Here is a 2,278-nt window from a genome sequence, read left to right on the forward strand (position 1 = left end):
CGATATCCCCGCCCAGGCCCTGCAGGCCGAAGACCTGGGCGAGCAGACGCTGGATGGCGTCAGCACGCGCCACTACCGCCTGCGTGGCGCCACCGCCGGTGAAGGCCTGGAGTACTGGGTGGATGCGCAGGGCCTGCCACGGCAGATCGTGCGCAGTGGCCACAACAACGGCAAACCGTTCCAGCTGCGGCTGCGGTACTCGCGCTTCAACGATCCGGCCCTGCAGGTCGATCTGCCCTGAATGGGGCTCGCCGACAACGCCTGCTGAAGCAGGCGGGACGGGCGATTCGGACGGTCATCACGCTTCCAGTATCATCACCGGCTGCCAATCGCTTCGGAGAAGCCTCGATGTCCCTGCGCGTGTCCCTGCTGGTCCCCTTGCTGCTCTGCGCCCCGCTGGCGTATGCGCAGGATGCCTCCGAACTGGCGGCGATGTCCTCGCCATGGAGCGGCAGTGGTGGCGAACTCGGCTTCGCGTCGGCACGTGGCAACAGCAGCACCGAGAGCTTCAACGGCCGCCTGCGCCTGCGCTACACCGATGGCGACTGGGTGCACAGCATGGACCTGTTCGGCCTGCGCTCCAGCTCCAAGGTGATCGAAACCAGCGACGACGGCACCACCACCCGCCGCAACAACACCACCGCCAACCGCTACACCGGCAGTGCGGGCAGCGCGCTGCAGCTGGGCGAACATCGCCAGCTGACCGCCACGGTACGTACCGAGCGTGATGATTTCGCCACCTACGACCGGCAGAGCTCGTTCGGTCTGGGTTACGGCACCCGGCTGTGGAACACCGAGCGTTTCTCGTTCGACGCGCAGATCGGTCCGGGTGTGCGCCGCACGCACAGCACCGAGGACGACCGCACCCGCACCGGCCTGATCGGTCGTGGCCTGTTCGACCTGAAGTACTCGCTGACCGACAACACCGACCTGATCAACACCCTGCTGGTCGAATCGGGTTCGTACAACACCTTCGGCCAGAACGACTTCGGCGTCTCGGTGAGCATGAACGAGCATCTGGCGCTGAAGGCCGGCTGGCAGGCGCGTTACAACAGCGACGTCGCCGTGGACAAGCGCAAGACCGATACGCTGACCACGATGAACGTGGTCTACAAGTTCAAATAAGCGAAACGGGCGCCAGGCGCCCGTTTTCTTTTCCGGTAGTGCCGGCCGCTGGCCGGCAACCTCATGATCCCGATTGAATGCAGTTGCCGGCCAGCGGCCGGCACTACCGGGAATGCTCAAACGTTCAGCAGCTCGCCGGCACCCGCTTCCAGCAGCATCTTCGCCACGCGCTGGCCCAGCGCTTCCGGGTCACTGGCCGGGCCCACGGCGTCGGCACGCACCGCGCGGCCGTCACTGGCACTGCCGACCAGACCCTGCAGGTGCAGATCCTGCCCCTGCCACTGCGCGATCGCCGCCACCGGCACATGGCAGCTGCCGTGCAGCGCGCGGTTCATGGCCCGCTCCGCTTCCACACAGGCGCGCGTGGCGGCGTCATCCAGGCCTGCAAACAGCGCCATCAGCGCGGCGTTGCCGCCATCGCACTCCACCGCCACCGCGCCCTGCGCCGGCGCCGGCAGCCACTGCGGCGGCTGCAGGCGGGCGACGATGCGCCCCCCCAGGCCCAACCGCTCCAGCCCAGCCACGGCCAGCACGATGGCGTCGTAGCCACCGTTGTCGAGCTTGGCCAGGCGGGTGTTGACGTTGCCGCGCAGGTCCAGCAGTTCCAGGTCCGGGCGCAGCGCGCGCAGCTGGGCCTGGCGGCGCAGTGACGAGGTACCGACGCGCGCACCGATCGGCAGCGCATCCAGCGAGGCATACAGGTTGGAGACGAAGCCATCGGCCGGGTCGTGGCGGGTGAGCATCGCCGGCAGCGCGAACGGCGCATCCAGTTCCATCGGCACGTCCTTCAGCGAATGCACCGCGCAATCGGCGTCGCCCCGCAGCATGGCCAGTTCCAGTTCCTTCAGGAACAGGCCCTTGCCACCGATGGCCGCCAGCGAGCGATCCAGCACTTCATCGCCGCGGGTGCTCATCGGCACCAGTTCCACGTGCAGATCGGGATGTGCCTGGCGCAGGCGGTCGGCGACGTGTTCGCTCTGCCAGAGGGCGAGCGGGCTCTTGCGGGTGGCGATGCGGACGGTTTCCATCCGGGCATTATCGCGCCTATCGGCGGGATACGGCCAACGGCGGAGCCCCTCGTGGCTGGTGTGGTCGTGCAAGCAACAGCCGGGCTTGGCCGGGCGGGGTGGGTGCGCGGGGGACGCCGTAAACC

The 2,278-nt window shown here is 68.0% G+C and carries 2 protein-coding genes and 1 pseudogene; 2 read left to right on the forward strand and 1 reads right to left on the reverse strand.

From position 1 onward, the window contains the following. Together DBR20_RS02790 and DBR20_RS02795 are read left to right on the forward strand one after the other, a co-directional pair. A pseudogene (locus tag DBR20_RS02790) lies at positions 1-241 on the forward strand (hypothetical protein); the annotation flags it as partial. Positions 242-348: 107 nt separating this feature from the next. Then, complete coding sequence (locus DBR20_RS02795) at positions 349-1,125, forward strand: DUF481 domain-containing protein (protein ID WP_089237075.1); 777 nt, start codon at positions 349-351, stop codon at positions 1,123-1,125. A 116-nt stretch (positions 1,126-1,241) separates the two neighbouring features. On the opposite strand, the gene hemC is transcribed toward DBR20_RS02795, so the two are convergent. After that, positions 1,242-2,153 carry a hydroxymethylbilane synthase gene (hemC, locus tag DBR20_RS02800; protein WP_108265114.1) on the reverse strand — a complete coding sequence of 304 codons (912 nt, stop codon included), beginning with the start codon at positions 2,151-2,153 and terminating at the stop codon, positions 1,242-1,244. Positions 2,154-2,278 lie beyond the last annotated feature (125 nt).

This window comes from Stenotrophomonas sp. HMWF023, from assembly GCF_003060985.1.
GTDB classification, from domain to species: Bacteria; Pseudomonadota; Gammaproteobacteria; order Xanthomonadales; family Xanthomonadaceae; genus Stenotrophomonas; species Stenotrophomonas lactitubi.